Consider the following 22,684-nt stretch of genomic DNA (forward strand, 5'->3'; position numbering starts at 1 on the left):
TGCGCGTTTTTAAGGCTGTAGGCGGAGGTGCAGGCAAAACCTGCAGGGTTAAAGGGTTGCAAACCGCATCACCAGTGCGTCAACGGCGCGAATGTGGTGTGCGGGCCGGGTGCCAGTCTCAAGCGCGGGGCGCAAAAGGCTGGCGTTGCTCCCACCAGGTCAAGATCTGCTGCACGGCTTGTTCAATCGTGCCTTCGGAGTTGTCCAGGTGAAGGGCGTCTTCTGCGGGTTTCAAGGGCGCTGCAGCGCGATTCATGTCGCGGGCATCGCGGGCTTGAAGGTCCGCCAAAAGGTCATCCATGTTAGCAGAAAGCCCTTTGGAAATCAATTGCTTGTAGCGGCGCTCGGCGCGGCACTCGGCGGTGGCCGTCAGGTAGACCTTCAGCGGGGCGTCCGGGAAGATCACGGTGCCCATGTCGCGGCCATCGCCGACCAGGCCAGGCAGCCGCCGGAAATCGCGCTGCACCTGCAGCAGGGCCTCGCGCACGGCGGGGAAGACGGCCACGCGCGAGGCGTTCATGCTGGCGTCCTCGGTGCGGATGGCCAGGGAGATGTCCTCGCCGTCCAGCAGCACGCGCTGATCGGGCGTGAAGCCGATGCGGGAGCGGCGGATCAGGTCGGCGATCGCCGGGGCGTTGTCCTCGGTCAGCGTGATGCCGGCGCGCGAGGCGGCCAGGCCGGTGATGCGGTAGAGGGCGCCCGAGTCCAGCAGCGCAAAGCCCAGGCGTTCGGCCACCAGGCCGGCGATGGTGCCCTTGCCCGAGGCCGTGGGGCCGTCGATGCAGATCACGGGGGTGGGGCGCGAGGCCTGGGCCACGCCGAAGAAGGCCTCGAAATAGTCCGGGAAGGTCTTGGCCACGCACTTGGGGTCTTCGATGCGCACCGGCAGGCCGGCGGGGTTGAAGGCCGCCAGCGAGAAGCACATGGCCACGCGGTGGTCGTCGTAGGTGTGGATGCTGGCAGCGCGCCAGTCGGCCGCCGTCGCAGGGGGTGTGATGCGGAGGAAGTCCGCGCCTTCCTCCACCGTAGCGCCCAGCTTGCGCAGCTCGGTGGCCATGGCGGCGATGCGGTCGGTCTCCTTCACGCGCCAGCTGGCGATGTTGCGCAGCGTGGTGGTGCCGTCGGCGTACAGGGCCATGCTGGCCAGGGTCATGGCCGCGTCGGGGATGTGGTTGCAGTCCAGGTCGATGGCCTTCAGGGGCCAGGCGCCGCGCGCGATGTGCAGCCAGTTGGGGCCGCTGGTCACCTGGGCGCCCATGGCCTGGGCGGCTTCGACAAAGCGGATGTCGCCCTGGATGGAGTCCTGGCCTACGCCCAGCACTTGGATGCCGTTTTGGCCGCCAGCGCCCGTGGCAATAGCACCGAGTGCTATGAAATAGCTGGCGGAGGAGGCGTCGGCCTCGACATGGATGTCGCCGGGCGACTGGTAGCGGCTGCCGGCCGGAATCACGAAGCGCTGCCAGCCCTCGTTGCGCACGGTGATGCCAAAGCGCGCCAGCAGCTCCAGCGTGATGTGGATGTAGGGCTTGGAGATCAGTTCGCCCACCACCTCGATGCAGATGTCGCTGTCGCTGGCCAGCAGGGGCAGGGCCATCAGCAGCGCGGTCAGGAACTGGCTGGAGACATCGCCGCGCACGGTGATGGGGGCATTGCCCAGCTGGCTGAAGTTGGGTTGGCCGATGCGCAGGGGCGGATAGCCGGGGTTGCCCAGGTAGTCGATGTGGCAGCCCAGCTGGCGCAGGGCGTCGACCAGATCGCCGATGGGGCGCTCGTACATGCGCGGCACGCCGGTCATCTCGAAGTGGCCACCCAGCACGGCCAGGGCCGCCGTCAGCGGGCGCATGGCGGTGCCAGCATTGCCCAGGAACAGTTGCGCGCGCGCATTGTTGGGCAGGGCGCCGTCGATGCCGGTGATCTGCACCGGCTGGCCCGGGGTGACCTGGGCGGGCGTGACCTGGCAGCCCAGCTCGCGCAGTGCGGCCAGCATGACGCGGGTGTCGTCCGAGTCCAGCAGGTCGTGGATGGTGGTGGTGCCGGCGCTCAGGGCGGCCAGCAGCAGCACGCGGTTGGAAATGCTTTTGGAGCCGGGTAGTTGCACGCTGCCGCTGGCGGTGGCCAGGTGGGGCAGGTCAAGAAAGGCGGTCTGGTACATGCGTGAAATTCAAAGGTTCAGGCCGTGGGCGTGGTGGCTGCGGGCGGAAGGAAGCGGCACTGCGCCCGCGCGGTGCTGGCCAGGGTGATCATGGCCTCCAGGGCCTGGGCGTCGCCCGTGTGCAGCACCTGCTCGAAGGCCTGCAGGGCGCGCTGGAAATGCTGGGCCTGGGCCAGCACCTCGTCTTTGTTGGCCAGCAGGATGTCGCGCCACATGGCTGGATCGCCGGCGGCGATGCGCGTGAAGTCGCGAAAACCGGGGCCGGCGACGCTCAGGAAGGCATCGGCCTGGGGCTGGCCGATGACGCTGTGCATCATTGCAAAGGCCAGCATGTGGGGCAGGTGGCTGACGGTGGCGAAGGCGGCGTCGTGCGTCTCGGGCGACATGCTGCGCACGTCGCAGCCCAGGGCCTGCCACAGGGCTTCGGCCTTGTGCAGGTGGCTGGTCAGTGTGCGCTCGGTGGGGGTCAGGATGACCTTGGCGCCGCGGTACAGCTCGGCGTCGGCGTGCTCCACGCCGGCCACTTCCTTGCCGGTGTTGGGGTGGGCGGGCACAAAGCTGGCAATCTGGCTGCCCAGCGCGTTGCGCGCGGCCTGCACCACGTCGGCTTTGGTGGAGCCGACGTCCATGATCAGCGTCTCGGGCGTGACCAGGTGCTTGATGGACTTGAGCGTGGCCTCGGTCGCCCCCACGGGCACGGCCAGCAGCACCAGGTCGGCGCCGGCGGCGGCCAGCAGGGCCGAGGGCGCCTCGACATCGATCACGCCCATCTGCAGGGCGCGGGCCGTGGTGGTGGGGGACTTGCTGTAGCCCACCACGCGCTGGACCAGGCCGGCTTTCTTCAGCGCCAGGGCGAAGGAGCCGCCCATCAGGCCGCAGCCGATCAGGCCTAACTGTTCAAACATGCAGCCTCCTCACGCCGGCACGGGGTAGGTCCCCAGTACCTTGTAGAAGGCGGACAGCGCTTGCAGCTCTTGCAGGGCCTGGGCCACGTGGGGCTGGGCGGGGTGGCCCTCCAGGTCGATGTAAAAGTAATACTCCCACTGGCCGGTGCGGGCCGGGCGCGACTCAAAGCGCGTCATGGACACGCCGTGCTTCTTCAGCGGCACTAGCAGGTCGTGCACGGCACCGGGGCGGTTGGGCACGGAGATGACCAGGCTGGTGCAGTCCTTGCCCGTGGGCGCGGGCGTGGCCAGCGTGTGCGGCAGACAGATGATGGCAAAGCGCGTGCGGTTGTAGGCATCGTCCTGGATGGCGTGGCTGACGATGTGCAGGCCGAACTGCTGGGCGGCACGCTCGCTGCTGATGCCGGCCCAGGTGGGGTGCAGGGCCGCCAGGCGCGCGCCTTCGGCGTTGCTCTCGACCGGGCGGCGCTCGGCGTGCGGCAGGTGCTTGGACAGCCAGGCGTGGCACTGGGCCAGGGCCTGGGGGTGGGCAGCCACCACCTCAATGCCTTCCAGCGTATTCGTGCTGCGCAGCAGGTGGTGGCGGATCAGCAGGCTGACCTCGCCCACGATGTGGCAGGGCGTGTTGCGGAACATGTCCAGCGTGCGGTTGACCACGCCCTCGGTGGAGTTCTCGACGCCCACCACGCCGTACTGGGCGCTGCCAGCGGCCGTGGCGTGGAAGACTTCCTCGAAGGTGTTGCAGTACAGGAAGTCGGCGGCACCGCCGAAGTACTGCACGGCGGCCTCCTCGGTGAAGGTGCCTTCCGGGCCGAGCACGGCCACGCGCTGGGGCGATTCGAGCGCCAGGCAGGCGGACATGATCTCGCGCCAGATGGCGGCCACGTGCGCACCCTTGAGCGGGCCGGGGTTGTTGCTTTTGATCTTCTCAATGACCTGGGCCACGCGGTCGGGGCGGAAGAAGGCCGTGCCTTCCTGCTTCTTCAGCTCGCCGACCTGTTCGGCCACATGGGCGCGCTGGTTCACCAGGCTCAGCAGCTGGCGGTCCAGGCTGTCGATTTCGTTGCGCAGCTTCAGCAGCTCGGGGCTGGCTTGCGGTTCTGTGCTCATGGCATCCTCAAAATTCAGAGCTGTCTGCGCAGGTGTTTCAAGAGGTTCAGGTGAAAAAGCCTCTGAAACCTTGAACCATCAAGCGCCGACAGCTCATTTTTATGTGTGTCCCGTGCGAGGGGCACCGGGGCAGGCTCAGGCGCTGGTGCGCTCGAATTCCTGCATGTAGGCCACCAGGGCCTGCACGCCAGCCAGGGGCATGGCGTTGTACAGGCTGGCACGCATGCCGCCCACGGACTTGTGGCCCTTGAGCTGCAGCAAGCCGGCGGCCTTGGCGCCGGCCAGGAAGGCGTCGTTGCGGCTTTCGTCGCGCAGGAAGAAGGGGATGTTCATGCGCGAGCGGTAGGCGACATCCACCTTGTTCAGGTACAGCTGCGATTTGTCCAGGTACTGGTAGAACAGCTCGGCCTTGGCGCGGTTGCGCGCTTCCATGGCGGCCACGCCGTGCAGGTCGCCCTCGGTCTGGCGCAGCAGCCACTGGAAGGTGAGGCCCGCCATGTAGATGCCCCAGGTCGGTGGCGTGTTGAACATGGACTGGTTGTCGGCCACGGTCTTGTAGTTGAAGGCCGAGGGGCAGATGTCCAGCGCCTGGCCCAGCAGGTCATCGCGTACGATGACAATGGTCAGGCCGGCGGGGCCGATGTTCTTCTGCGCGCCGCCGAAGGCCAGGCCGACGCGGCTCCAGTCCAGCGGGCGCGAGGCGACGTTGGACGAAAAATCGATCACCAGCGGTGCATCGCAGCCCAGGGCCTGCAGGTCGGGCAGTTGCTGGAACTCCACGCCATGGATGGTCTCGTTGCTGCACAGGTGCACGTAGGCAGCGTCCTGGGACAGTTGCCAGCTGGCCGCGTCGGGCACGCTGGTGAAGCCGCTGGCCTCACCGCTGGCGGCCAGGTGCTGGCGGGCGTACTTGCCGGCTTCCTTGAAGGACTTCTGGCTCCAGCTGCCGGTGACCACGAAGTCCACCGTGCCGCCCTTGGACAGGTTCAGCGGGACGATGGCGTTCTCGGCCAGGCCGCCGCCCTGCATGAACAGGATGTGGAAGTGGGCGGGCACGGCCAGCAGCGTGCGCAGGTCGGCCTCGGCGCGCTCGTAGATGCTGATGAATTCCTTGCCGCGGTGGCTCATCTCCATCACGCCCATGCCCGAGCCGCCCCAGTTGAGCATCTCGTCGGCAGCTTGCTGCAGGACTTCTTCAGGGATGGCGGCGGGGCCGGCAGAGAAATTGAATGGGCGCTTCATGGTGGGCAATCAAATCACGCGCCAACGGCCGAAAGGGGAGCGCTGGCAGCTATCAAAAAAACGATCTTAGGCGAAAAAACACCCCACAGCTTGCGCAGTGGGGTGTCGTGGTTCAGGACTCGGCGGGCGCCTGCGGTGCCTCGCCGTTGTCCGTCTCTCCGTCGCCATCGCCGTCGGTGCCGGTGGCATCGTTCTCGGCGATGCGCTGCAGGCCAATCAGCTTGGCGCCTTCGTCCAGGGCCATCAGCGTCACGCCCTGCGTGGCGCGACCCATCTCGCGGATCTCGGCGACCCGGGTGCGCACCAGCACGCCCTTGTCGGTGATCAGCATGATCTCGTCCTCGGCACCAACCAGGGTGGCGGCCACGACCTTGCCGTTGCGCTCGGACTGCTGGATTGCGATCATGCCCTTGGTGCCGCGGCCGTGGCGGGTGTACTCGCTGATGTGGGTGCGTTTGCCGTAGCCGTTTTCGGTCGCGGTCAGCACGCTTTGCGCGCCGGGCTCGACGTTGCCCGAGCCGTCGTCGGCTTCGGCCACCAGCATGGCGATCACGCTCTGGCCGTCGTCGATGTTCATGCCGCGCACGCCGCGGGCATTGCGGCCCATGGGGCGCACATCGTTTTCGTCAAAGCGCACGGCCTTGCCGCCGTCGCTGAACAGCATCACGTCGTGCTTGCCGTCGGTCAGCGCCGCACCGATCAGGTAGTCGCCTTCATCCAGGCCCACGGCGATGATGCCGGCCTTGCGCGGGTTGCTGAACTCGGTCAGCGCCGTCTTCTTGACGGTGCCCATGCTGGTCGCCATGAAGACGTAGTGGTCTTCAGGGAAGCTGCGGTTGTCGCCGGTCAGCGGCAGCACCACGTTGATCTTCTCGCCGTCCTGCAGCGGGAACATGTTGACGATGGGGCGACCGCGCGAGTTGCGCGAGCCCGAGGGCACTTCCCAGACCTTGAGCCAGTACATGCGGCCGCGGTTGGAGAAGCACAGCAGGTAGTCGTGCGTGTTGGCGATGAACAGCTGGTCGATCCAGTCGTCTTCCTTGGTGGCTGTGGCCTGCTTGCCGCGACCGCCACGCTTTTGCGCACGGTATTCGGACAGCGGCTGGCTCTTGATGTAGCCCGTGTGGCTGAGCGTGACCACCATGTCGGTGGGCGTGATCAGGTCTTCGGTGGACAGGTCCTGCGCGCTGTACTCGATGGTGGAGCGGCGCGCGCCCAGCTTGGACTGGCCGAATTCGGCCTTCAGGGTGGTCAGCTCGTCACCGATGATGACGGACACGCGCTCGGGCTTGGCCAGGATGTCCAGCAGGTCTTCGATGGTGGACATGATCTCGCGGTACTCGGCGACGATCTTGTCCTGCTCCAGGCCAGTCAGGCGCTGCAGGCGCATCTGCAGGATTTCCTGGGTCTGCGTGTCCGACAGTCGGTACAGGCCATCCTGGCCCAGACCGAATTCGCGCTCCAGCGATTCCGGGCGGTAGTCGTCGGCATTCACCACGCCGCCGTCTTCGCGGGTGCGGGTCAGCATCTCGCGCACCAGCTTGCTGTCCCAACTGCGGGTCATCAGCTCGGCCTTGGCCACGGGGGGCGTGGGGGCGTTGCGGATGATGGCAATGAAGTCGTCGATGTTGGCCAGCGCCACGGCCAGGCCTTCCAATACATGGCCGCGGTCGCGCGCCTTGCGCAGCTCGAACACGGTGCGGCGGGTCACCACCTCGCGGCGGTGCTGCAGGAACACCTGGATCAGGTCCTTGAGGTTGCACAGCTTGGGCTGGCCGTCAACCAGTGCGACCATGTTGACGCCGAAGGTGTCCTGCAACTGCGTCTGCTTGTACAGGTTGTTCAGCACCACCTCGGGCACTTCGCCGCGCTTGAGCTCGATCACCAGGCGCATGCCGGATTTGTCGGACTCGTCCTGGATGTGGCTGATGCCTTCGATGCGCTTTTCGTGCACCAGCTCGGCCATGCGTTCCTGCAGCGTCTTTTTGTTCACCTGGTAGGGCAGCTCGTCGACGATGATCGCCTGGCGCTGGCCGCGGTCGATGTCCTCGAAGTGCACCTTGGCGCGCATCACGATGCGGCCACGGCCCGTGCGGTAGCCTTCCTTGACGCCGTTGATGCCGTAGATGATGCCGGCCGTGGGGAAGTCGGGCGCGGGCACGATTTCCATCAGGTCGTCCACGCTGGCGTCGGGGTTGCGCAGCAGGTGCAGGCAGGCGTCCACCACCTCATTCAGGTTGTGGGGCGGGATGTTGGTGGCCATGCCCACGGCAATACCGGCCGAGCCGTTGACCAGCAGATTGGGCAGGCGCGCGGGCAGCGTCAGCGGCTCACTTTCGGAGCCGTCGTAGTTGGGGCCGAAGTCGACGGTTTCCTTGTCGATGTCACCCAGCATTTCGTGGGCGATCTTGGACAGGCGGATTTCCGTGTAACGCATAGCCGCCGCACTGTCGCCGTCGACCGAGCCGAAGTTGCCCTGGCCGTCGACCAGCATGTGGCGCAGCGAGAAATCCTGCGCCATGCGCACGATAGTGTCGTACACCGCACTGTCGCCGTGCGGGTGGTACTTACCGATCACGTCCCCGACGATACGCGCCGACTTCTTGTACGGGCGGTTCCAATCGTTGTTCAGTTCGTGCATTGCATACAGCACGCGTCGATGCACAGGCTTCAAGCCATCGCGCGCATCGGGGAGGGCGCGCCCCACAATCACGCTCATGGCGTAATCAAGGTAGCTGCGGCGCATCTCCTCTTCTAGGCTGATAGGCAAGGTTTCTTTGGCAAACTGGGTCATGTAGTGGTGCAGGGTTGTGCAATGACGACGAAGTAGGCCATTTTAGAAGGAATGTATTGTTGCTGATGGGCAACATCTCACCGGCATTAGGCTTTTGTCCTACCTCAAGCACCAGGGCTAGCGAGCCAATCGAATATTCCGTATGGCACAATGATTTCCAGCGTTCTTGGTGATAGTCACTGATGACGTGCATGAATTTCGCAGCTCGGCTGCGGCTTAATCCCCAAGAGGAGAACCATGAAGAAACTGAACAAAGTAGCGATCCTTTTTGCTTCCGCCGCTCTGGCAACTGCAGCTGGCGCTCAAGTGAAGCCTGCCGACGGCGGCAAGGCCATCGACAACTGGCAAAACGGCACCGGCGAACTGGTGTGGAAGAACGGCACCAACGAACTGTGCTGGCGCGATGCCAACTGGACGCCTGCTACAGCCGCTGAAGGCTGCGACGGTGCTCTGGTGAAGGCTGCCGCTCCTGCTCCAGCCGCTGCTGCTCCAGCTGCAGCTGCTGCTCCAGCTCCTGCTGTGGCTTCGAAGGTGACTTTTGCTGCTGACGCTTTCTTTGACTTCGACAAGGCTGTGCTGAAGCCCGAAGGCAAGGCCAAGCTGGACGATCTGGTGTCCAAGGTGCAAGGCATCAACCTGGAAGTGATCGTGGCTGTCGGTCACACCGACTCCGTGGGTTCCGACGCTTACAACCAAAAGCTGTCTGAGCGCCGTGCTCAAGCTGTGAAGGCGTACCTGGAGTCCAAGGGTATCGACAAGAGCCGCGTGTACACCGAAGGCAAGGGCGAAAAGCAGCCCGTGGCCGACAACAAGACCAAGGATGGCCGCGCGAAGAACCGTCGCGTGGAAATCGAAGTGGTCGGTACCCGCAAGTAATCTTTCGCAGATTGCGTCAAAAAGCCCCGGTCACGGGGCTTTTTTATTTCTGTCTTGAACTCGTAGCACAATCACTTCCATGACCGATTCGATCAATGTGGATCCAGCAGAGCTGGAAAAATTCTCGAGCCTCGCCCACCACTGGTGGGACATGGAGAGCGAGTTCAAGCCGCTGCACATGATCAATCCATTACGCCTGGGATGGATTGATGAGTTGGCCTCACTCCAGGGCAAACAGGTGCTGGATGTGGGCTGCGGTGGCGGTATTCTGGCGGATTCCATGGCGCGCAAAGGCGCCCATGTGACGGGGATTGATCTGGCGACCAAGTCCTTGCGTGTCGCGCAGCTCCATGCCTTGGAGACGGGAACTCCCAATATCCAGTACCGTGAGGTGCCCGTTGAAGCTCTGGCGGCAGAGCGTCCCGCCAGCTTCGACGTGGTGACCTGTATGGAAATGCTGGAGCATGTGCCAGATCCTGCATCGGTGGTGCAGGCCTGCGCTCAACTGGTCAAGCCGGGTGGCTGGGTGTTTTTCTCCACCATCAATCGCAATCTCAAATCCTATGGCTTGGCGATTGTGGCGGCGGAATATGTACTGAATATGTTGCCCAAGGGCACGCATGAATTTGAGAAATTCTTGAAGCCCAGTGAAATGGCTGGTTTCTGCCGTCAGGCCGGGCTTGCTGTGACGCATTCCAGAGGTCTGCAGCACAACCCGTTGACGGGGCGCTACTGGCTTAACGAGGATTGCAGTGTGAACTACATGCTGGCCACGCGCCGCTCCCACGTATGAGTCCGAAGTTGCATCAAGTCGATGCGGTACTGTTTGATCTGGACGGTACGTTGCTCGATAGTGCCCCTGATCTTGGCTTCGCAGCCAATCAGCTGCGCATTGATCGTGGCCTGCATCCTTTGGAACATTCGCACTATCGTCCTTTCGTAGGGACCGGTGCGCGCGGGATGTTGCGGATTGCCTTGGGCATCACGCCGGAAGCCGATGATTTCAATGTGCTGAAGGAAGAGTTCTTTAGGGCTTACGAACGCTGTATGGGGCATCATTCCCAACTATTCTCTGGGGTGGAATCTCTGCTACAGGATTTGACGGCGAATGCATTGCCTTGGGGGATTGTGACCAATAAAGCAGAGCGCTTTGCTTTGCCCATCGCGCGTTCCATCTCGGTTCTGACAAGTTCTGGTGCGGTGATCTGTGGCGATACCACGGCCCATTCAAAGCCGCATCCTGCCCCTTTGCTGGAAGCTGCTCAACGCTTGGGCGTTGATCCTGATCGATGCATCTATGTGGGTGATGATGAACGCGATATGGTCGCGGCCCGTGCCGCTGGGATGAAGGCTGTAGCGGCCTCATATGGTTACCTGGGTGGTGTGGACTCCGTTGCAGCCTGGGAACCGGATGCTGTGATTGACTCGCCCTTGGAGCTGACACGCTTTCTAGGATTGAATTAGAATAATGCTCATGGGGCTGTCCTGGTTTCGACGTGGGTTCGGGATCAGTGTGGTGCATGTCGAGCTTGAGTGATGCTCGTAAATCTCCATTCAAAAAACTAACTGCAAACGACGAACGTTTCGCACTCGCCGCTTAAATCCGGTGAGCCTTGCAACAGCACGCTGATGGGCTGGGCAAAGGGGTAGCAATACCTCTCGGCTGCAAGGGAATTCACATCAGCTGGCTTGGTACCGGGCACCTTGGTATTGGGCAAGATTCAAGGGTGCTGGCCCTGTTTGAAGCGTGTGTCTGCGCGGCGTACAGGGTGAGATTCAAAATCAGAACACTAAACATGTAGATCTGCCTGACGAAGGCTTGCGGACGCGGGTTCAATTCCCGCCAGCTCCACCATATACCCATCTTTGATGCTCTCGCATCACCTCAAAAACCCGCTCTCTCCTAGAGGAAGCGGGTTTTTTCTTGTCCTGCGTTGTCTTGCTGGATACCATTCCATCCCATCATTTTGTTGGTATTTTTGTTGGTAGGTGACGTACCAACAAAGGTAGGTACCAACAACCCGGAGTTGGTATGCCTCTCACAGACACTTTCGTTAAGCAGATCAAGCACTCAGGCCGGCCTGCCGGTGACAAGCACAGCGATGCACAGGGCCTGTACTTGCATGTCAAAGAGGCGGGCAAGTATTGGCGCTTGGCTTACCGGTTTGGTGGCAAGCAAAAGACGCTGGCCTTGGGTGTCTATCCAGCAGTGAGCCTGGCGAACGCGCGGCGCAAGCGCGATGAGGCCAGGGAGCAGCTGGCCCTGGGTGCTGATCCCAGTGTGCAAAAGCGCGTCCAAAAGATGCAGTCAACCCAAGCCGCGGCCAATACCTTCGAGGCGGTGGCCAGGGAGTTCCACGCGACCAAGGCAGATAGCTGGAGCCCTGGGCACTCCATGCGCTGGATGCGCAGCATGGAAAAGGATGTGTTTCCGACGGTGGGCAAAATGCTGCTGCCCGATGTCACCGCGCCCCTGATGCTGACCGTGCTCCGCAAGGTGGAGTCCCGAGGGGCCAGGGAGACTGCCAGCAAGCTCAAGGAGCAGTCCGGGCAAGTCTTTCGCTATGGCATCCAGACGGGCCGATGTAGCTCAAACCCGGTTCCAGACTTGTCCGGAGCTTTGGCGCCAGTCGTTGTAAAGCACATGGCGGCAGTGCTGGATCCCAAGGCTGCAGGCGCGTTGATGCGCGCGATTGACGGTTACCAAGGGCAGCCTTTGACACGTGCTGCCTTGCTGCTCTCCGCTCTGCTGTTTCAGCGGCCGGGCAACATAAGGGCCATGGAGTGGGCGTGGATCGACTTTGAGGCTGCAATGATGACCATTCCTGCAGCCAGCATGAAGCGAACGATTGAGGGGAAGATTAACGGCCGGCCGCACTTTGTGCCGCTGGCTCCCCAGGCGATTGAAGTCCTGAAAGAAATTCACGCCCTCACTGGCCATGGCCGGTACGTTTTCCCCAGCGCACGCACCGGTGAGAGGCCCATGAGTGACGCGACGGTGGGGGCGGCACTTAGAAGGCTTGGCTACACCAGCGATGAAATGACCGCGCACGGGTTCAGAGCCATGGCCAGAACGCTTTTGATTGAGCGGCTGCCAGGCATTCAGGCAGATGTGATCGAAGCGCAGTTAGCGCACGGCAAGTCTGGCCCACTGGGCGCGGCCTACGACCGAGCGGACTATATGGAGCAGCGCAGGCAGCTGATGAGCATTTGGGCCAATTACCTTGACCAGATCAAGAATGGCGCAGAGATCATTCAGTTCAAGCAGGCATGAGTGGCTGCATGACGCAGGGGGGCAGATGGCAGCTAGCGACCCAGAAGAGTCGGTCAGGTTTCCAAGACTACTGTCTGGTTCGCAGCGGTTGCGGCCATTCGCGATTGAACCCCTAGATCGCGTTGCATGGCGGGAAGCAGTCATTGCCCGTTCTCTGTACCATGACGTAGCGTTATAGAACGCAACCTTGGGGGGATGATGGTTTCTGGGCGGCGATCAAGCAATTCGAAGGCACCTGATGTCGTCAGGTATGGGGGCAAGGACCATGCGGGCCCGGCCAGCATCTATTGGTCTACAGAGCGTGCGCCCGCAGTGTCACTCGCTACGTTCAGCGCCCGATTTCTGCGCCTTGTCAAGGCCGGCGCGCTTTCCTCGGAAAACATAGACGAAGCCCTCTGGCTCACTGCAGATGAGTTCAGGCGTAAGTACGGAGCACGCCGCACTCTGGTCGAAATTGATGGGCAGTCGACCAACATACAAGCCTACTACTCGACTCATTTTACAGAAGCGGTGGTGGACTATCGAAACTTCTGGCAGCGTGTGCGTGCACTGGCCAAAGGCAACCAACTCTCTGGCGACACCCTCTCGCATGCTTTGACCCTGCCAGCGGCAACCTGGCGGAGCTTTTACGGCGGTGGTCGTCGCAAGGGCTTCGTCTATGACGGCGACGAGTATCCCGAGCAGTCAGGTAAGCACTTTCACAGCGTTGCGGCATTGCTGCACACGCTGAGCAGATACGAAGACCGCGCGCTGGTTTGGTCTCGGCTGAAGGCCGGCTGGAACCTTGACGACGCGCTCTCAGTTCCTACGGCCTTCGCCAGTCACCGGTCCGGTTCGATCTATCGCGTCATACGCCGCAAAACCGGCGCCGTGTATGTCGGCCTTACAGTGACTTCTGTCGAACAGCGTTGGGCCTTTCATGTGCGCAGAGCAACTGAGGGGTCGACATCGAAGCTCCATATAGCGATCCGCGAGGACGGAGCCGCGGGATTCGATATTGATGCCCTCGAAACTGGCATCATGGACCCCCTCTTGCTGCCAGCCCGTGAAGCCTTCTGGGTTGAGCGTCTGGGTGCGCTAGGGCCTCAGGGTCTCAATACAGCCAAGCCCGGTGGTCTAGGAAGTCCGGGCGGCAAGATCGTCCAGTATGGAGACGAGACGTTTCGGTCCATCGAGGAAGCAGCCGATGTGCTGAGTGCGCGCCTCGGTATGGCGAAGCATGTCGTTCGCACCCGGCTCCAGAAAGGCCTGCCCCTCCCGGAGGCAGACAAGGTACGGCAACGTAGCTGGCATCCAGAAGCCGGTTCTGACCTATTCCGACGCTGGAAATCGATGCAAAAACGTCACGCTAACGCTGTCGTAGCCGAATGGGTCGGCAACTATGACAGCTTCAAGGCCGATGTATCACCTGTGCCGGCCGACATGGAGTTGATCCGGAAGCGACCTAATGAGCCCTGGGGTCCCGGCAACTTCGAATGGGTCAACACCCAAACCAAGATCGAGAGGGTGCATGGCAAGGAGATCACAGTTAACGGGGTCAGCTACCCCTCGTTGACTGCTGTAGCCAGAACACATGGCATCGGCGTGAGCACACTGAAGAACCGTATCAACCAGCAGGGCATGTCTGTTGAGCAAGCCATAGCCGCGCCCCTGGCCGCCACTTCTTACAAGCACTCCCAACACCCGATAGTGGTCGATGGCCGTGAGTTCCGGTCGAAGCGACAGGCGATTCTCTATATCGCCGAAACGCGAGGCATCACGGAAGACCAGGCCAAGTACCGCTTCAACACGGGTGCCTTCTGAGTTCTCGCAGTCTAGGCCGTGCGAATCAGCGGACCGCCCACCGGGATGCGTTTCAGTTCAAGGCGGTCTGGGTCCAAATGCCGCGCGAGGTTGAATGTCGGTTAACGAACTCGACATTCGCAGTGACTGCTTGCGGCGAATGACTCCGTTCAGCCTGAAGCCGTCGCTTGTGGCAATGCTTCGGAGGACTGCTCCTGGCCGTTTGCTGCCCTTGCACGCTTGGCCACTCAAGCGAAGTCTGGGGGCTCAGAGGGTGGCTGAAAAATTAGAGACCTTACTCCGCCTGACGGAGTAGGAAGGCCGCTGATAGCTCCGGGAGACGGAGCAGGCGGCCCTTCTACTGCTCCGGGAGACGGAGCTATGGAGGTGGTTTTTGGGAGGCTCTCTACTCCGGGAGACGGACACCATCTAGAGAAGCCATCTGTTGTCAGTTTTTCCGTAGCACCTGGGCAACCAAGGTAGAAAAAAGGCTGTCGTAAATAAGGCTAAAGGACTTTGACTTTTTTAGACAGCGTTGCGTAGCGCATCTTGTCTGCAGCAGACCCATGCTGATGCTCGGGGGAAACAGCAATATTTCCCGCAGGTTCGTAGCCAGAAAGCGTGAAATCCAGCATTTTTATAAATGCTTCTTCTATCGTCAGCCCAGCGTGTGCGGCATAGGTCTGAATCCGTAAAGCTAAATCCCCATCAATCCATAGCTTCATACCTGGATGGCCCGCGCCTGGGCCATATTGATCCATAGCTCCAACACCAGAGGTTAGCCATTGATACTCAACCGCGAGGGCTTGAGCTATTTTGAGAATGGTTTGACGTCTTGGGGCTGCTCTACCTGATTCGTAGCGACTGACTTGTGTTGGCGCCATGTCACATGCACGCCCAAGATCAGTCTGCGACCAGCCACGTGCCATGCGTGCCTGTGTGATCCGATCCCCAATGGTTGATGCTGATTCGTTCATATGGTTCCTAAAAGGTACTTGCAAAAAGTACCAAAAGTACTAAGATCGATCTTGTACCGGTTTGGTACTGTTTGAACTAAGAGGATTCTATGACCTTGAGCTGCATTGATGCGAAAAAGCCCAAACCGCCAGTTAGCGTAAAGCTGCCGAATGACTTGGAGGAGTACCTAAGAGATCAAGCGAAGGTCGGGTTTCGGTCTCTATCAAAAGAGATCACGATGCGACTGGAACAAAGCCGCAAAGCAGAAGAGGCCAAAGATGAAAAGCAGGCCTGAAAAAAGTGAAGCCCTGGCGGGTGCAACCGGCAGGGCTTCGAGTGTCAAAAACCAAGCAACCAAACAAGGAATCGACATGACTGATTCTAAAGCACCCGCCGTAGCAAGCACCAGCGTTTCGCAACAGGCTAGCCGTGCTCCTGTAGTCAATACGTTCCAGTCTGCTCGCCCCAAGGCTGCAGCAAGTCTTCTCGGTGTGGGGGTCTCCACATTCTGGCGCTGGGCCAAAGAGCGCGAGGACTTCCCGAAAGCACGCAAGTTGTCCAGCAGTTGCACCGTTTTTGATGTGCAAGAACTGATGGCATGGCGTGATGCCCAAGCCAAGCAGTGAGGGGTGGCGATGACGACAACATCCATCACATTCCAGATTGAGGCCGACAAGCTGCCTCATTACACGGACGCCTACCTGGCCCAGCTTTGGCACATCGCCCAAGCGAATCCAGCACCATTTGGTGATGCGCAGGCCTGTGACCTTGCCGAGCACGTAGGGCGCGAGATTGTGCGCCGCTGGCTGGCCACCACGCCGCCAGAGCTGTGGCACCACCAAGGTCGCCACGCCAGCCAATCCAACATCCTGGTCCCTGCGGAGAACTAAATCGTGAACATGAAGAACAAAGCCGCTCAGCCAGTGGCTCAGGCGGAGCTTTCCCTGGTTGATGCCATCGACAACATCCAGTGCCCGCTTCTTAAGGCGCAAGCCCTTTTGGCCATGACGTTTGGAGAGCCTGGGGAAGCCTTTCGCTCTATGGGGGGCGACTACCAAGACCGTGTTTTTTGGACTATCAGCGACCTTGTGACCGAGGCCACCAAGGCCGTGACAGAGATGGCAGCGCTGGAGGGAGTGCAAGCATGAGCAAGAAACCAAAAGCCTGCCCCGCAGACGAACGCCACATGCTTGCACTGCAATGCACTTGGGACATTAGCGAGCTGGCCCAGGCCGTCACGCGCATGGCTGACGAAGCCGCAGCAGATGGGGACGTGGCCGCAGAGGCGTTGCTGCGCTGCTATGGCGTGCGTATTGCCACGTTGAACTCACAGGTGATGTCCTATCTCGACAAGGAAACGCAGGTGACCGCGGAGCACATGCACAAGGCAATCTTTGGACGCATGAAGCAGTTTGAGGTGGCAGAAGCATGAGCAACAAGATCAAGACACCAAGCCACCCAAGTCCTTGGCACCCCGAATTCGTCGAGGCTCAGGAGAAGATCGTGCGCATCATCTTGGGTCGAGGCTCTGAGGCAATCTTCTTGCCGGAGCATGCTGAGCTGGTGCGCACGGCGGCCAAGTACGCCCCGCCCGAGCATGCAAAAAAGCTGGGGAACATGTTGCGCACGGTGGACTTCGTCGAGGCCAGCCAGGCTGCAAAACGTGTCATCGACGTGTATGGCCCAGGGGCGCTGACCTGGCTTGAGTACGCCCACCTGGTCGACAAGATGATGCAGAGTGCTGATCCAGAGTTGGTGGAGAACTTCCGGCTGCAGGCGCAGGCGTGTGGTTTGCTGCCGCCAGATGCTGGCAGGCCTTTGTCTCTGCTGGATTAGGGGGAAGGCATGGCTAATCAGTGGTTACGACTTTGGCATGACATGCCAACAGACCCCAAGTGGCGAACGATTGCGCGTCACTCAAAGCAATCCATCAGCGTTGTTCAAGCTGTTTGGGTTCAGTTGCTTGTATCAGCTTCTCAGAACGAATCAAGGGGGACTTTTTCAATCCTGGCTGAAGACATCGCCAGCGCCCTCAATGAAGATGAAGAGGTGGTAGAAGCCGTGATTTCGGCTATGCAAGGCCGCGTAGTTGATGGCAATCGTTTGACAGGCTGGGAGCGGCGTCAGCCGTTGAAGGAAGAGGGTGGGTCTGAATCTGCAAACCCAAGAGGCTCCAACTACGTTTACTACGTTTACGACCGTAGTAACTACGCAATCAAAGTAGGTACCAGTAGAAATCCATGGTCTCGAGTGCGCGATTTGCAAACAGGATCTGCAGGTCAGTACGAGCTACTTGGAGCACTGAAAACTGACGCAAGAAGCGAAAAAGCCTTGCATGACGCGTTGTCACTGAGCCATCAGCGCGGCGAGTGGTTTAAGTGCACATCGGCACTTAGTCAATTGATTTCAAAGACAAAAGATGGATCCATCCAGACTTTGGATGAAGCGGTTGCGTTTGTTTCTTCACTACCCGTAGAAGATCACACAACTACCGTAGAAATCGTAGCAACTACGAAAGATAAAGATAAAGATAAAGATAAAGATAAAGAAGAGAAAGAAACGCGCGAAGGCTCGCGCTCTGTCTCGGGCGGAAAGAAACAAGACCGGACCATCACCCTGAAGACCTACCTGGATGACTGCAAGGCTCGAGGTGAGAAGCCGATTCCTGATGACCATTTCATCCGCAAGTTCATGGTCGACAGCGGGATCACCGACGAAATGGCCCAGGTGGCGTGGCTGTGCTTCAAGGACGACCACACGATTGGCGCACGCAAAGCCAAGCGCTACATCGACTGGCCGGCCACCTTTGCCAACTCGGTCAAGTCGCGTTGGTACAGGCTCTGGTTCACGGAGGCAGAGGGAGAGGCCAAGTGGTCGAGCGAAGGTCTGCAGGCCAAGCGTGCCATCGAGGCTGCGCGAGAAGACAAGGCAGGTGGCGAGGCATGAACCCGGCTGACTTTCCTGTCGAGCAAACCAGCTACTCCCACGAGGCTGAAGCTTCGCTGATCGGCGCCGTGCTGATGCTGGGTGCAGACGCCTACGACCTGGCCAGTACGCTGGTGGACGGCGAGTGCTTCTACGACCCGCTGCATCGCCAATTGTGGGCGCAGGCCGAAAAGCTGGTGCTGGCTGGCAAGCACGTCGACGTGCCGACGCTGATGGACCAGATGCGCGGCTTTGAGGTGGACTGGGAGTACGTACACAGCCTGACCTGCGCCGGGTACTACCCCAAGCGAGGCATCCAGCAGCACGCTGAGATGGTGGCTGCCCATGCCCAGCAGCGGCACCTGGAAGCTGTGGCCGATGAAGTGCGAGAGTTGGCCCGCGATGAGTCTCTGTCGCTGGAGCAGCGTATTTCCAAAGCTGTGCTGTCGTTGGAGGGGGTGATTCAGGTCCGCAACACCGTGGAGGCCGCGCCGATCGAGCGCTATGCCGCCGGGCTGCTGGATCGTCTGCAGGCGATGGCAGATGGAAAGCTGCAGCCAGGCCGGCCCACTCGCATTCCTATGCTTGACCACAAGCTGTCAGGCGGTTTCCGCGATGGGCAGTTGGTGATCGTGGCCGCCCGGCCTTCGGTGGGTAAATCCAGCCTGGCCCAGCAGTTCGCTCTGACGCATGCACTGGATGGCATCCCTTCGGCTTTTTTCGGCATGGAGATGAGCAACGAGGAGTTGACCAACCGAACGACCGCGAACCTGGGCCGTGTGCCGCTGGGTGCGCTAAAGACCGGACGCCTGGATCACGGCGACTGGGAGCTGGTCACCGATGCTGTGGAGCGCATGCGTGGGTTGCCCCTGCACCTTCTGGAAAAGCATCGCATGAGTCTTGGGGATGTGAATAGTCAGGCCCGCAAGCTGGTGCGCCGCTTCGGCATCAAAACTCTGGTGGTCGACTACCTGCAGCTCATGAAGGAGCCCCCTCGAAGCCGTGACCGCGAGCGCCGTGTGGAACTGGAAGAAATCACACGAGGCATGAAGCAGCTGGCCAAGCAGATGGGGATCACCATCGTGCTGCTTTCCCAGCTCAACCGATCCATTGAATCTCGTACAAACCCGCGACCCGTCATGTCCGACTTGAAGGAGTGTGGTGCGATCGAGGAAGACGCCGACGTGATCTTGGCTCTGTGGACTCACCGCAAGGGGGAATGTGGCGATCTCAAGGGCTGCGCGATCCTGAAGAACCGTGACGGAGAAACCGGTGATGTACCTCTGCACTTCGAGGGGGCGTACCAGCGCTGGACAGAATCCACCGAGTCACTGCGCAGTAACACGCAGGGCGTGACGACCAAGCGACTGGCTGATGACTTTTAGAGCTATAAAAAAAGGATCGCAAAACAATCATGGAGATCCAGGCCATCATCATGATGGTGACGCCTGGTGGAGGACTGCTTGCCAAGCCAAGTAGCCAGATCGGCTTGGGCCGTTTGTTTAGAAGCAATCGAGCGCTGGGCCTCTGCGTGTAAAAGCTACCCGCCCCCCTAAGGTTTCCACATTTCAGGGTGCAAACCAAGAATTGACCTCATAGCGAAAACCTAGCGAGGTCAACATGAACCAACTCACTGTAGCGGGCAGTGCGCCCCTGACCATGACCAGCGCCGAGATTGGCGAGCTGGTCGAATCACGCCATGACAGTGTGAAGCGCACCATTGAACGCTTGGCCGAGCGTGGTGTGATTCAACTTCCACCATTGGTGGATGTTCCAAACCACCTAGGTCAGACCGTAAGCGTCTACCAACTTGAGAAGCGTGACAGTTTGGTGGTGGTGGCCCAGCTCTCGCCCGAGTTCACAGCCCGCATCGTGGACCGCTGGCAAGAGCTGGAAGCACAGCAGGCCCCAGCCTTGCCTGCCACCTACCTTGATGCCCTGCGTGCACACCTTGCATCTGAAGAAAAAGCCGCGGCTCTGGCCATTGAAGTCCAGAAGAAGGAGCAGGCCCTTGCCGAAGCTGCGCCGAAGGTGGAGTTCGTCGAGCGATATGTGCAGGCCAGCAGCGGGGCCTTGGGTTTCCGCCAGGTCTGCAAGACGCTGTGCCTCAATGAGAAGTGGTTGGCCGAGTTCTTGGAGCTGCACCAGGTCATGTACCGCTTGGCCGGCAAACTCACGCCTTACCAGCAGCATATTCAGGCCGGCCGCTTTGAAGTGAAGACCGGTGTGTCGGATAGCGGCTATGGCTATGTGCAGCCCAAGTTCACCCCCAAGGGGGTCCATTGGCTGGCTGCAGAGATTGCCAAGCACCATGCAGCCAAGCAGATGAAGGCGCTGGCAGCTTGACGGTCTGTGTGTGGATTTTGCCAACGCTTGCAGTCAGCAAAAAAATGAATAGCGTTCAACAGACAAGCCAAGGCGTGTACGTTGCCGGCCTTTTTAACTTCAGCCCCCGCGAGCTTGAGCGAATGGCGGGTCTCAAAAGCCTGGATGGCCTGGACATCGAGTGGCTGCCGATGCGGCAGGTTCATGAGTATGTGCCCATCGCCCAGGAAACCGCTAGGCGCCTTTGGGCCTACAAGCCGCCCAAGTGCATCACTGTGGAGCGGCGTGACGGCAAGCTTTATGCCCGGGTCGAGGATCTCAGAATTTACATGGCGAGGCGTAAATTGCTCACTGAGAAACATGCGGCCCTGGGGTTTGGCTCATTGGTCAGAATTTCCACGTTGCCTGAAGAGCGGGAAAACTGGGTCGGCAGGCGTGCGACGGGGAAGTATGCGGCGATCCAGGGCATGCTGTGCACAACGCAGGACATCGCCCGTGTTATGGGGGTGAAGCGCAATTCGCTCAGTCACAAGCACTATCGAGAGATCCTGCCACGTCCACTGCTGTGGAGACATGGGGGCGCTAAAGCGTCGAACCTTTGGCCGCGGGAGGTGCTTGAGTTTGCCCAGTTTGCGCGGGAGTCCTTGAGCAAATCGTCGAGAGCACGAAAGATCCTCGAAAAGGCGGCCAAGCAGATTGAGCAAAGTTACGAGCACCTGTGCGTGGACGACTTGATCTTGGCGCAAATGCGAAAGTCAGGTGGCCCGGAAACCAGTCCCCCCCTCTAAGGTTGGCGCAAACCTAGCGAAAACAGAAAACTTCACCCATCGCAAGCAGTTGGAGTGAAGGATGAACCAGTGTGCAACGCAAGAAGGTGCTGCCGGCACCGCAGCTTTCGCTGATGGGCTGCGCATCAGCAGCATCACGGAGACAGCGCGCAGGCAGCTCAAGAGGGCGGAGAACAAGGCGGCTACCGCCAAGAAGAAGCTGGATGGGGCCATCGCCAGCAAGAGTAACCGTACCCGGATTCTGGAGGCGATTGCCTCGTTGCATGAATCGGAAGCGGCGATTTCCAGGCAGCGCATGCAGACCATCACGGGCTTGACGCAACACGTCGTGGATGACCACCTCAATACGCTGGTCAATGAGGGAGTCCTGCGTCGATTGGTGGCAGGCGTTTATGCACCGGTAGCGACCTATCGGGAATCACGATCCATCTCTCATACCTTGCTGCCTGACGGCACTTCCAAGCTGGAGCTGGGGGAGCTGTGCATTGATCTGACGCCCAAGGAGCGCCGCATGCTGGGAAGCATGCTGATGGGCGACGCAGCCTTTCTCAGCAACCTGCAAACAACGCACGACTTCAACGTCTTGGCCAGTGAGCTGACCACCTGCATGTTGCTGCTGCGCAGGACCACTGCCTTTCAAGAACAAATTGGTGAGCAATTGGGTGTCACCGTGGATCCCGCAACCAAGGGCCTTGGTGATCGCTTGGCAGTGCTCGCTGACCGTTTGATTGAAGGCTCTTATCGCTCCTAAGCGCCAGGACATGAGGGACGAGACCATGACACAAGAACCCATCAAGACCCGGGCGCAGCGCTCCAACGCGGACTGGGGCGCTATTGAGACGCTCTACAAGACCACAGCCATTTCCGTTCGCCAAATTGCGAAAGATCACGGCGTGAGCGGACCAGCTATCGCCAAGCGTGCCGCCAGAGACAAGTGGGTGCGGACAGCAGTGTGTGGCGCCCAGCAAATCCCAGTAGCCACTGAAGAGGTGCAAACCGGTTTCAACCGTGAAGTGGGAAGCCAAGACGCCTGTAAAGCTGAGCCAGCTGGAAACCAAGTGCAAACCGGAAAGCGTGGCCGCAAGAGCAGCTACACCCCAGAGTTGGGTACCCACATTTGCCTGGAGATTGCAGGTGGCAAGAGCCTTCGCAAGGTGTGCTCCATGGAGGGCATGCCGGATATGAGCACTGTCCTTCGGTGGCTGGCAGATGACGAGAAGGAATTTTTCCACAAGCAATACGCGCGCGCGTGCGAGGCCCGTGGCGTCTCTTTGGCAGAAGAAGCGATGGAGATCGTTGACCAGCCAGTCAAGACGCCGCTGGAGTTGGCGCACAACAAAGCCAAGGCCGATCAACGCAAGTGGTACGCATCCAAGCTATCCCCCAAGCGCTTTGGCGACAAGCTGGCCGTTGGCGGTGCTGATGACCTGCCTCCCGTGCAAGTCCAAGAGCGTGAGCTGACAGAGGCAGAGCGCGCTGTGCGGGTGCTCAACGCCCTCAAGAGCACGCCGGATCTGATTGCATCGCTGGTGTCTGGCGTTCAGGGGTAAGCCG

General features: G+C 60.5%; 23 protein-coding genes and 1 other RNA gene. 18 read left to right on the forward strand and 6 right to left on the reverse strand.

The annotated features are described in order from the left end of the window. Window positions 1–118 precede the first annotated feature (118 nt). From FYM52_RS00205 to gyrA, 5 genes are all read right to left on the reverse strand, one after another. Window positions 119–2,152, reverse strand: a complete 2,034-nt coding sequence (locus FYM52_RS00205) for a bifunctional 3-phosphoshikimate 1-carboxyvinyltransferase/cytidylate kinase (protein ID WP_154162607.1) — start codon at window positions 2,150–2,152, stop codon at window positions 119–121. Window positions 2,153–2,169: 17 nt separating this feature from the next. Further along, window positions 2,170–3,057, reverse strand: a complete 888-nt coding sequence (locus FYM52_RS00210; protein WP_154162608.1) for a prephenate dehydrogenase/arogenate dehydrogenase family protein — start codon at window positions 3,055–3,057, stop codon at window positions 2,170–2,172. Window positions 3,058–3,066: 9 nt separating this feature from the next. After that, window positions 3,067–4,167 carry a prephenate dehydratase gene (gene pheA, locus FYM52_RS00215; RefSeq protein ID WP_154162609.1) on the reverse strand — a complete coding sequence of 367 codons (1,101 nt, stop codon included), beginning with the start codon at window positions 4,165–4,167 and terminating at the stop codon, window positions 3,067–3,069. Window positions 4,168–4,302: 135 nt separating this feature from the next. Continuing rightward, window positions 4,303–5,409: a 3-phosphoserine/phosphohydroxythreonine transaminase gene (gene serC / locus FYM52_RS00220; protein WP_154162610.1), complete on the reverse strand. Its 1,107-nt coding sequence runs from the start codon at window positions 5,407–5,409 to the stop codon at window positions 4,303–4,305. Between the two features lie 112 nt (window positions 5,410–5,521). Further along, the gene (gene gyrA / locus FYM52_RS00225; RefSeq protein WP_154162611.1) at window positions 5,522–8,203 is read right to left on the reverse strand and encodes a DNA gyrase subunit A; all 2,682 of its coding nucleotides are present in this window, start codon (window positions 8,201–8,203) and stop codon (window positions 5,522–5,524) included. A 237-nt stretch (window positions 8,204–8,440) separates the two neighbouring features. Here gyrA and ompA point away from each other — a divergent pair, with 237 nt between their 5' ends. From ompA to FYM52_RS00255, 6 genes are all read left to right on the forward strand, one after another. Beyond that, window positions 8,441–9,079, forward strand: coding sequence for an outer membrane protein OmpA (gene ompA, locus FYM52_RS00230; protein ID WP_154162612.1), 639 nt, complete (start codon window positions 8,441–8,443; stop codon window positions 9,077–9,079). Between the two features lie 79 nt (window positions 9,080–9,158). After that, on the forward strand, window positions 9,159–9,872 hold the full coding sequence (ubiG, locus tag FYM52_RS00235) for a bifunctional 2-polyprenyl-6-hydroxyphenol methylase/3-demethylubiquinol 3-O-methyltransferase UbiG (protein ID WP_043386814.1): 714 nt from the start codon (window positions 9,159–9,161) through the stop codon (window positions 9,870–9,872). Continuing rightward, window positions 9,869–10,543 (forward strand): phosphoglycolate phosphatase, encoded by a 675-nt coding sequence (gene gph, locus FYM52_RS00240; protein WP_154162613.1) that lies wholly within the window; start codon window positions 9,869–9,871, stop codon window positions 10,541–10,543. The genes ubiG and gph overlap by 4 nt, the downstream gene beginning before the upstream one ends. 12 nt (window positions 10,544–10,555) lie before the next feature. Beyond that, window positions 10,556–10,934: a transfer-messenger RNA gene (ssrA, locus tag FYM52_RS00245) on the forward strand. A gap of 177 nt (window positions 10,935–11,111) precedes the next feature. Continuing rightward, window positions 11,112–12,353: an integrase arm-type DNA-binding domain-containing protein gene (locus FYM52_RS00250; protein WP_154162614.1), complete on the forward strand. Its 1,242-nt coding sequence runs from the start codon at window positions 11,112–11,114 to the stop codon at window positions 12,351–12,353. Window positions 12,354–12,665: 312 nt separating this feature from the next. Next, the gene (locus FYM52_RS00255) at window positions 12,666–14,156 is read left to right on the forward strand and encodes a GIY-YIG nuclease family protein (protein WP_154162615.1); all 1,491 of its coding nucleotides are present in this window, start codon (window positions 12,666–12,668) and stop codon (window positions 14,154–14,156) included. A 485-nt stretch (window positions 14,157–14,641) separates the two neighbouring features. On the opposite strand, the gene FYM52_RS00260 is transcribed toward FYM52_RS00255, so the two are convergent. Further along, window positions 14,642–15,112 carry a helix-turn-helix domain-containing protein gene (locus FYM52_RS00260; protein WP_154162616.1) on the reverse strand — a complete coding sequence of 157 codons (471 nt, stop codon included), beginning with the start codon at window positions 15,110–15,112 and terminating at the stop codon, window positions 14,642–14,644. An 89-nt stretch (window positions 15,113–15,201) separates the two neighbouring features. Between FYM52_RS00260 and FYM52_RS00265 the strand changes: the two genes are divergently transcribed. The 12 genes from FYM52_RS00265 to FYM52_RS00320 all read left to right on the forward strand — a co-directional run bounded on the left by FYM52_RS00265 (window position 15,202) and on the right by FYM52_RS00320 (window position 22,680). After that, window positions 15,202–15,387 (forward strand): hypothetical protein, encoded by a 186-nt coding sequence (locus FYM52_RS00265; protein ID WP_154162617.1) that lies wholly within the window; start codon window positions 15,202–15,204, stop codon window positions 15,385–15,387. A gap of 76 nt (window positions 15,388–15,463) precedes the next feature. Further along, entirely contained in the window at window positions 15,464–15,718 is a 255-nt protein-coding gene (locus FYM52_RS00270; RefSeq protein ID WP_154162618.1) for an AlpA family transcriptional regulator, read from the forward strand. 9 nt (window positions 15,719–15,727) lie between these two features. Then, on the forward strand, window positions 15,728–15,982 hold the full coding sequence (locus FYM52_RS00275; protein ID WP_154162619.1) for a hypothetical protein: 255 nt from the start codon (window positions 15,728–15,730) through the stop codon (window positions 15,980–15,982). Window positions 15,983–15,991: 9 nt separating this feature from the next. Next, window positions 15,992–16,240, forward strand: a complete 249-nt coding sequence (locus FYM52_RS00280) for a hypothetical protein (protein WP_154162620.1) — start codon at window positions 15,992–15,994, stop codon at window positions 16,238–16,240. Further along, the gene (locus tag FYM52_RS00285; RefSeq protein ID WP_154162621.1) at window positions 16,237–16,524 is read left to right on the forward strand and encodes a hypothetical protein; all 288 of its coding nucleotides are present in this window, start codon (window positions 16,237–16,239) and stop codon (window positions 16,522–16,524) included. Before FYM52_RS00280 ends, FYM52_RS00285 begins: the two co-directional genes overlap by 4 nt. Beyond that, window positions 16,521–16,928, forward strand: coding sequence for a hypothetical protein (locus FYM52_RS00290; protein ID WP_154162622.1), 408 nt, complete (start codon window positions 16,521–16,523; stop codon window positions 16,926–16,928). Before FYM52_RS00285 ends, FYM52_RS00290 begins: the two co-directional genes overlap by 4 nt. Before the next feature lie 9 nt (window positions 16,929–16,937). Next, window positions 16,938–18,038 carry a GIY-YIG nuclease family protein gene (locus tag FYM52_RS00295; RefSeq protein WP_154162623.1) on the forward strand — a complete coding sequence of 367 codons (1,101 nt, stop codon included), beginning with the start codon at window positions 16,938–16,940 and terminating at the stop codon, window positions 18,036–18,038. Continuing rightward, window positions 18,035–19,402, forward strand: a complete 1,368-nt coding sequence (locus FYM52_RS00300) for a DnaB-like helicase C-terminal domain-containing protein (RefSeq protein WP_154162624.1) — start codon at window positions 18,035–18,037, stop codon at window positions 19,400–19,402. Before FYM52_RS00295 ends, FYM52_RS00300 begins: the two co-directional genes overlap by 4 nt. A 274-nt stretch (window positions 19,403–19,676) precedes the next feature. Beyond that, window positions 19,677–20,363, forward strand: a complete 687-nt coding sequence (locus FYM52_RS00305; RefSeq protein ID WP_202981124.1) for a phage antirepressor KilAC domain-containing protein — start codon at window positions 19,677–19,679, stop codon at window positions 20,361–20,363. A 44-nt stretch (window positions 20,364–20,407) separates the two neighbouring features. Beyond that, complete coding sequence (locus tag FYM52_RS00310; RefSeq protein WP_154162626.1) at window positions 20,408–21,130, forward strand: hypothetical protein; 723 nt, start codon at window positions 20,408–20,410, stop codon at window positions 21,128–21,130. Window positions 21,131–21,191: 61 nt separating this feature from the next. After that, window positions 21,192–21,881, forward strand: a complete 690-nt coding sequence (locus FYM52_RS00315) for a hypothetical protein (protein WP_154162627.1) — start codon at window positions 21,192–21,194, stop codon at window positions 21,879–21,881. Between the two features lie 25 nt (window positions 21,882–21,906). Then, complete coding sequence (locus tag FYM52_RS00320; protein WP_154162628.1) at window positions 21,907–22,680, forward strand: hypothetical protein; 774 nt, start codon at window positions 21,907–21,909, stop codon at window positions 22,678–22,680. The last annotated feature ends 4 nt before the right edge of the window (window positions 22,681–22,684 follow it).

The organism is Comamonas sp. CAH-2 (assembly GCF_009668305.1).
Classification (GTDB): Bacteria; Pseudomonadota; Gammaproteobacteria; order Burkholderiales; family Burkholderiaceae_C; genus Comamonas; species Comamonas aquatica.